Annotated in this window: 7 protein-coding genes; 4 read left to right on the forward strand and 3 right to left on the reverse strand. The window is 48.6% G+C overall.

All coding sequences use genetic code 11. The annotated features are described in order from the left end of the window. The first annotated feature begins 19 nt into the window (after window positions 1-19). Genes ODZ53_RS28440 through ODZ53_RS28455 form a run of 4 tightly spaced genes read left to right on the forward strand, consistent with a single transcriptional unit; the run spans window position 20 to window position 3,085 of the window. Window positions 20-1,234 carry a 2,3-diketo-5-methylthiopentyl-1-phosphate enolase gene (locus ODZ53_RS28440; protein ID WP_372681691.1) on the forward strand — a complete coding sequence of 405 codons (1,215 nt, stop codon included), beginning with the start codon at window positions 20-22 and terminating at the stop codon, window positions 1,232-1,234. Next, window positions 1,231-1,899, forward strand: coding sequence for a 2-hydroxy-3-keto-5-methylthiopentenyl-1-phosphate phosphatase (locus tag ODZ53_RS28445; RefSeq protein ID WP_372681693.1), 669 nt, complete (start codon window positions 1,231-1,233; stop codon window positions 1,897-1,899). Before ODZ53_RS28440 ends, ODZ53_RS28445 begins: the two co-directional genes overlap by 4 nt. A gap of 3 nt (window positions 1,900-1,902) precedes the next feature. Beyond that, complete coding sequence (locus ODZ53_RS28450; protein ID WP_372681695.1) at window positions 1,903-2,559, forward strand: methylthioribulose 1-phosphate dehydratase; 657 nt, start codon at window positions 1,903-1,905, stop codon at window positions 2,557-2,559. A gap of 13 nt (window positions 2,560-2,572) precedes the next feature. Further along, window positions 2,573-3,085, forward strand: coding sequence for a 1,2-dihydroxy-3-keto-5-methylthiopentene dioxygenase (locus ODZ53_RS28455; RefSeq protein WP_015893125.1), 513 nt, complete (start codon window positions 2,573-2,575; stop codon window positions 3,083-3,085). A gap of 53 nt (window positions 3,086-3,138) precedes the next feature. Here ODZ53_RS28455 and ODZ53_RS28460 read toward each other — a convergent pair whose 3' ends face one another. From ODZ53_RS28460 to ODZ53_RS28470, 3 genes are read right to left on the reverse strand one after another with little or no spacing between them, the layout of a single operon-like run. Continuing rightward, window positions 3,139-4,257 carry a Ger(x)C family spore germination protein gene (locus tag ODZ53_RS28460; protein WP_372681697.1) on the reverse strand — a complete coding sequence of 373 codons (1,119 nt, stop codon included), beginning with the start codon at window positions 4,255-4,257 and terminating at the stop codon, window positions 3,139-3,141. Beyond that, window positions 4,254-5,354, reverse strand: coding sequence for a GerAB/ArcD/ProY family transporter (locus ODZ53_RS28465; protein WP_372681699.1), 1,101 nt, complete (start codon window positions 5,352-5,354; stop codon window positions 4,254-4,256). Before ODZ53_RS28465 ends, ODZ53_RS28460 begins: the two co-directional genes overlap by 4 nt. After that, the gene (locus tag ODZ53_RS28470; protein ID WP_372681701.1) at window positions 5,354-6,898 is read right to left on the reverse strand and encodes a spore germination protein; all 1,545 of its coding nucleotides are present in this window, start codon (window positions 6,896-6,898) and stop codon (window positions 5,354-5,356) included. Before ODZ53_RS28470 ends, ODZ53_RS28465 begins: the two co-directional genes overlap by 1 nt. Window positions 6,899-7,056: the final 158 nt, after the last annotated feature.

Genomic DNA, 7,056 nt, shown 5'->3' on the forward strand with positions numbered 1-7,056 from the left:
AAGGAGGATTTGACGTACCATGAGTGAACAACGTATCCTCGTCACCTATCTCACACAAGCAAAAGACTTGAACAAAAAAGCGCAAGCCATTGCTGTCGGCATGACAGTCGGTTCCTGGACGGACCTGCCGCTTGCCAAGCAAGCTGAACTAGCGCCATATCTCGGTGAAGCTGTGAGCGCGACACCGATTACGACACTGGAAAACGGAGAAACACGCGGTCTGATTACCGTTAGCTATCCGACTCGCAATTTTACAGCGGACATTCCATCCTTGTTAACCGGAATATTCGGCAAACTATCGATGGATGGCAAAATCAAGCTCATCGACATCGTTTTCCCTGAATCATTCCTACAGGCTTTTCCTGGACCGAAGTTCGGCATTGATGGTCTGCGCGAACGTTTAGGGGCACATAACCGTCCGCTCTTGATGAGCATTTTCAAATCGTGCCTAGGTCTTCCTTTCGACGATCTGAAGACGCAATTCCGAGCACAAGCCTTGGGCGGAGTCGATCTCGTGAAAGATGACGAAATCTTCTTTGCAGATGACCGTGCTCCTTTTATCGAACGGATCAAAGCGTTCAAGCAGATCGCACAGGAGACCGAAGCTGAAACTGGCAAGCCCGTCCTCTATGCAGCCAACCTGACTGGACCTGTGCATGAGCTGAACGAAAAAGCGAAGCGTGCGGTAGAGGCGGGTGCTGACTGCCTCTTGTTCAACGTGCTGGCCTTTGGCTTCGATGCCCTGCACCGTTTGGCAGCCGATCCTGACCTACACGTACCAATCATGGCGCATCCAGCATTGGCAGGCGCCTACTATCCATCACCTGATTACGGCATCGCCACCCCGCTTCTACTCGGTACGTTGATGCGTGTAGCTGGGGCAGATTTGGTGCTCTTCCCATCCCCATATGGCAATGTCGCTCTGGACAAAACAGAAGCGTTGCAGCTCGCGAAGCATTTGACAGATCCATTGAATGGTGTACGCCGTTCCTTCCCGGTTCCGTCTGCCGGCATTCATCCGGGGCTGGTTCCACAGCTTTATCAAGACTTCGGACTCGATCAAATCGTCAATGCAGGAGGCGGAATCCACGGTCATCCCGGTGGAGCAACCGCAGGAGCGAAAGCATTCGTTGCTGCGATTGATGCAGTCACCGCAGGCCGAACATTGGAAGAAGCCTCCTCGGAATCACAAGAACTGGCGGTCGCCCTGGAAAAGTGGGGTGGCGCGCGATGAGTAAGAAGCTCGTCCTGTTCTGCGATTTCGACGGAACGATTACCGAAAAAGACAACATTGTAGCGATTGTCCGCAAGTTCGCTCCCCCTGAGTGGGAAGCCTTGACGGAGCAAATCCTTTCGCAAAAAATAAGCGTTCAGGAAGGGGTTGGCAAGCTGTTTCAGCTCTTGCCCTCCTCCTTGCGCCAGGACATTATTGATTTTATTGTCCATGAAGCGACCATTCGCCCGGGATTTGCTGAATTTGTGAGCTATTGCCGCGAAGAAGGCATCGAGCTGTTGATCACGAGTGGCGGCATCGACTTTTTCCTGGAGCCTATCCTGGCACCCTTCGATCTTACCGATGTACCGATCTACTGCAATGGCAGTGATTTCAGCGGAGAGCGCATCACCATTACGTGGCCAAACGCTTGCGATGAACATTGCACGAACGGCTGCGGCATGTGCAAGACGACCATCATCCGCCGTTACGATCCAGCAACCCATTTCCGCATCGTCATCGGCGACTCCATCACTGATTTGGCTGGAGCCAAAATCGCTGATTATGTGATTGCCCGTTCCTTCCTTGCTGACAAGGCAGAAGAGCTGCAATTGCCGCATAGCAAGTTTGCCACATTCCACGATGTGATTCGTATTTTACAGCAAATCCAACAGGAGGTCGTCTAATTCATGATTGCAACACTCGAACAACGTCTGGATGCCTTTCGCCGTCTGGATGACGCCAAGCTGACATTTGCCCGCCGGGACTGGTTTCCCGGCACCAGTGGCAATCTCTCTATTAAAATACAAAACGATCCCTTGCAATTTGCCGTAACGGCAAGCGGCAAAGACAAAACAAAGCTGTCCCCCGAAGACTATCTGGTCGTGGATCAAGACTCGCGTCCAGTGGATGAAACTGCTCTCAAGCCTTCCGCGGAAACGCTCATCCACGCCGTCGTCTACAAAACGTTCCCGAAGGCAGGGGCATGCTTCCACGTCCATACCGTATGGAATAATCTCATTTCCGAGCTGTACTTTGGACAACGCGCTTTTTCCATCCAAGGACAAGAGCTGATCAAGGGACTCGGAATCTGGGAAGAAAACGCGCGCATTACTGTTCCGATTGTTGAGAACTTTGCCGATATTCCGACCTTGGCTGCCGCCATTGAAAAAGTAATCACACCAGAAGTTCCCGGCGTACTCATCCGTAACCACGGTATCTACACGTGGGGCGGCAATGACTTCGAGGCCAAGCGCCATCTGGAAGCTTTTGAATTCCTATTCGAGTATCACGCCCGCTGGCTGCAATTGCGCCAAGCAGTCGTGTCCACTACAACCACCAATTAAGGAGGAATAAACGATGGCACAAATTCGTTTTCACGACAACAATGAGTACATCTCCGCACCCGAGGAAGTTGTCTCCTTCCTGGATACCCAAGAGATCATTTACGAAAAATGGGGCGTGGATCGCCTTGATCCAAAGCACCGTGATAACTACAGCCCAACAGACGAGGAAAAACAAGAGATTCTCGACACCTTTAAGCCGGAAATCGATGCGATCAGCCAACGTCGCGGTTACTTGACAGCAGACATTATCGTCCTCTCTGACAAAACGCCTAACCTCGACGAGCTGTTGGTAAAATTCAAGGGCGAGCATCACCACACCGACGATGAGTGCCGCTTCTGCGTCGATGGTCACGGTATTTTCGCCATCAAAGGGAAAGATGGTCGCTACTTCGACGTTGAGCTGGAGCCAGGCGATCTAATCTCCGTACCACCGAACTACCGCCACTACTTCACCCTGATGGACGACCGCAAAATCAAGGCGATTCGCCTGTTTGTCACTCCTGCAGGCTGGGAAGCGATCTATTAATAACGAACCCCCTTGGCATTTACTAATCGCCAGGGGGTTTTGTCTTTCACCCTTCACTTTATGACGCCATTTCCCTTGATCGATACGTCTGGCTTGATTTCAACTTTAGCATTGGAAAATGCCTTCGCCCAATCATCCTCTACCTTTTTGTACTCCTTATATTCATAGGCCCGAGCATAGAGACCGAACCCAAACGGGTCTACACCGATTTCCTGGCATTTCTTGATTAGTCTCATGTACTCCTTCTGTAACTCGTCACCGATCATTCGCTCCATCTTTTTGTAGTCCTTTTGCATGTCGTACGGAAACATTCGCTCTGATATGGACACTCGCAGCCTGAAATGAACGTCAAAATGAAACCGACCGTTCTGATAGGATGTTTTTACTTTTTTTTGGACGCCTTTGATAAAAAAGCTGATCCTGTCTTTCGTAATTTGATTTTGATCGTTCGGCTCTTTAATCGGGATGGTGACGGATAATTCCCCTTGTTTTTCATAGAGCAGCGTTTGCAAAAGAATCGTATCCCGGGGTTCTATCGTGCTTGCGTACGTTCCATTATTTTTTAACAAAGCCGTCCCCGTTACCTTGACCGCCCGCTTTTCTTTCTTCAACTCAGTCAAGCTAGGTGTCATCCCTTTTTCATACACTTGCCGATGGAGCTCCTGCGCCCTCGTCTTTACCGTCAGATTTCTTTTATTGGCTGTGTCAATTAGCGTTGTTACATGAATGGACAGACGAGGCTTGTCCTTTGGTTTATAATCAAACAGCTCATGCAACGGACCATCAAGCATAGCCATGCGGGCGTTGACACTGAACTTTGCATCCCGAAAAACGACATCCAGCAACCGAAACCAGTCCGGGTGAGCCAGCAGCTTTTTCCCAAACACAAGCACCTGGATTTTGCCTGCTTGGGTCAAGCCTGTTACTCGCTCGTCAAAGCCCATTCTCGACTCTCTAATCGTCGATGACCGGATACCGTATTCCTCAGATTTTTCCTTTGCCTCCCGACTGAACACAGGGCTTGAGATATAGTAGAGAAGCTCGTTTTTTTCGCTCAAATCAATTCCGACCATGAGCGATAAAGTGGCATCCTCCAAATTGATTTGATCCCTGCAACCTGCCAACACGGTTACGAGCAAGCTCAATAACAGAATCTGAGCAAATGCCTTCATGCTTTCCCCCCCCCTTCTGCTCTTTTCGATAGCCTGATCGGCCCCCAAGCCAGTAAAGGAAGCGCGTAAGCAAAGCCCAAGCCTGCATAGCTCCAAATTTCTGTCGATTTCTTCAGATCGATAAAGGAGGGCGTATAAAACCATAGCACTACCGGAACCAGAAGAAGGAACAGACGCAAATGCTTACGGTGATCCTTCATGCCGAACAACTGACTGGATGAAAAAACACAGAAGTAGATGTACGGCACTGCAGTCGTTGTCAATATAAACATATACGTAGAGAGAAAAAGAATATCGACACGTTCCAAAAACCGGAACTCAATGGCTTTCCATAAATTGAGCGTAGGCCATGTATACTGCGTGATTTCATCGGGGCTAAAGTAAGCAAAGCAAACGATAACGACAGACATATACACGAGCAACGTCATTGTATTCGCAATGACAATGCCGATAGACGCATATTGCTTTTTTTGAAGAAAAGGGTAAGCGAAGTATCCAAACTCAAATCCAAGAAAGGAAAGTACCGTGGTTTTACTCGCTTCCCATATCGGGTGCCAGCCCTCCTTGATTACGGGCAGCAAGTTTAACCAATGAACCTCTCGATAAGCCGTCGTGAGAACAAAAGGTATCCAAAGTGTAAGGTAGAATACAAGCTCGGCGTACCTGCCAATGGCGCGAACTCCTCCCTGGAGAACAAAATAAGTCGGCAGCGCAAAAAGGAATACGACGACATATGCCGGCGTCTGAGACAAAAGCCACACATTAATGATTGCCGTGGCATTTATCAGCAAAACGAACGCTGCAATCCCGCAATAAATGAACATGAAAACAATAGCGACACGACCGAGCCACTTGCCCAGGATCAATGGAAATATATCGATGATCGTCTTCTCCGGGTACTGCTTCATCATGTTCGTGATGACGAGACTGACTAGCGTTGCCGCAAGCCATCCGATCAAAAGAGATATCCACCCATCGGTGCTCGCTTTCTCCGCCAATTCTCTGGGAATCGTCAATACTCCGATCCCTACTTGTGCCCCATGAATGAGGAGAATGTACTGAAGGACGCTCAATTGGTTGTATGTATACTTTTTCATCACCCGTCCTCCCTCGGCCGATTATCTCCTTGTCTTTGGTCCTCAATCGTGTGGGCTGACAAGGGACGATCTTTCATTTTCCATAGTGGCAGGCGGATAAACAAATCTTTCCAGTCCCCAAAGCGCACAGGGGCAAGAGGACTTCCATAAGGAACACCTAATGATTCCAGCGTAATCAAATGGCCGATCAATGCCATCAGCCCGACAATAATGCCGACAAAACCAAACATCGCAGCGAGGATCATCATGAGAAATCGAATAAGCCTGACGGCCGAGGCCATATCGTAGTTCGGAATAATAAAGGATGAGATCGCTGTAAATGCAACGACGATCACCATAATATTGCTCACAATCCCTGCTTGCACCACTGCTTGACCAATCACGATACCTCCCACGATACCAACTGTTTGTCCAATTGGAGCCGGCAAGCGAATTCCCGATTCCCGTAGCATTTCCAGTGTGAGCTCCATAATGAATGCTTCTAGCAAAGGAGGAAACGGAACCTTTTCTCGGGATTCCCCTACCGATAAAATCAAATCCAGCGGGATGACCTCATAATTGAAAGAAATCAAAGCGATATAGATTGCAGGTAAAAAAGTAGCAATTAAGAATGCTAAATATCGAAGCAAACGAATAAATGTGGCAACTGGCCAGCGAGTACCATAATCATCAACACTTTGAAAAAAAGAAGCGAAAGTAGCTGGACCGATCAATACGCTTGGAGAGCGATCGACAACGACAGCAATCTTTCCTTGCAAGATATGAGAGGCGACTGTATCTGGTCGTTCCGAAGTCAAGAACTGCGGAAACAGTGAGTACGGATTATCCTCGATATACTCCTCCAGTTCAGATGCATTGAGAATCGAATCAACCTTGATCATCTTGAGTCGTTCTTCCAGCTCCTGTAATACTTCCGGATTCGCTACATCAGCCAAGTACATGATCGAGAGCTTTGCAAGGCCTCGTTCTCCCAACCATATTTCTTTTATTTTTAATTCGCGGGTGGGAATATAACGGCGAATGAGGGCAATGTTCATCGAGTCCGTTTCGACAAACCCTTGGTGTCCTCCCTTTAGCGCAGCCTCCAACTGTGGGTCTTCTATCGCCCGCTGTGGCCATCCATTCGTTTGAATCACAAGCACTTCTTTTCGACCCTCAATAAACAAAAGACTACTCCCAAGCAAAATTTCGCTTTCTACTTTCCGAAAGTCGTAGACAACGGATACCCTTCCGACAGATAACAGGTCCAAAATACTCGATTTCTCACCCTCTGGTTGTGACAAAAGCGGACGAAGCACATTGTTGTTAATCGAGTTTTTATCAACCAAGCCATTCAGGTAGACGAGGGTAACCATGCCCTCTATATGCTGGCACGCAAACGTCCGAATGACCAAATCGGGTGTCAGCGTAAATATTGCATTCAGCTCCGCAAGGTTATCACTTAATCGCTCACTGATCTCACGGACACGGATAGGCTCACTTGAGTGGCTCATCCTGTCTTTGACAGATGTCTTTTTTCTTCTCAGCCACCCTCTCATCGCCATCTTCTACAGCTCCCGCCCTTTTCCGAAGTATCTTCCATTAGCGTTCGTGAGAGCTTCCCAAAATATGCATGGAACTTGGCACATTCTGCCGCTGAATCGAATAAATCCCAAAGCCTTCGCAAATCGCAAATATCCGCAAGAATGGAAACGTGCCTAAA

Source organism: Brevibacillus sp. BD137, assembly GCF_041644655.1.
GTDB classification, from domain to species: domain Bacteria; phylum Bacillota; class Bacilli; order Brevibacillales; family Brevibacillaceae; genus Brevibacillus; species Brevibacillus brevis_D.

What these genes read in the sequence shown, in the direction of transcription:
- ODZ53_RS28450 (WP_372681695.1), top strand. Translation starts at nt 1,903, where the DNA reads ATGATTGCAACACTCGAACAACGTCTGGATGCCTTTCGCCGTCTGGAT.
- ODZ53_RS28465 (WP_372681699.1), bottom strand. Translation starts at nt 5,354, where the DNA reads ATGAAAAAGTATACATACAACCAATTGAGCGTCCTTCAGTACATTCTC.
- ODZ53_RS28445 (WP_372681693.1), top strand. Translation starts at nt 1,231, where the DNA reads ATGAGTAAGAAGCTCGTCCTGTTCTGCGATTTCGACGGAACGATTACC.
- ODZ53_RS28440 (WP_372681691.1), top strand. Translation starts at nt 20, where the DNA reads ATGAGTGAACAACGTATCCTCGTCACCTATCTCACACAAGCAAAAGAC.
- ODZ53_RS28470 (WP_372681701.1), bottom strand. Translation starts at nt 6,898, where the DNA reads ATGGCGATGAGAGGGTGGCTGAGAAGAAAAAAGACATCTGTCAAAGAC.
- ODZ53_RS28455 (WP_015893125.1), top strand. Translation starts at nt 2,573, where the DNA reads ATGGCACAAATTCGTTTTCACGACAACAATGAGTACATCTCCGCACCC.
- ODZ53_RS28460 (WP_372681697.1), bottom strand. Translation starts at nt 4,257, where the DNA reads ATGAAGGCATTTGCTCAGATTCTGTTATTGAGCTTGCTCGTAACCGTG.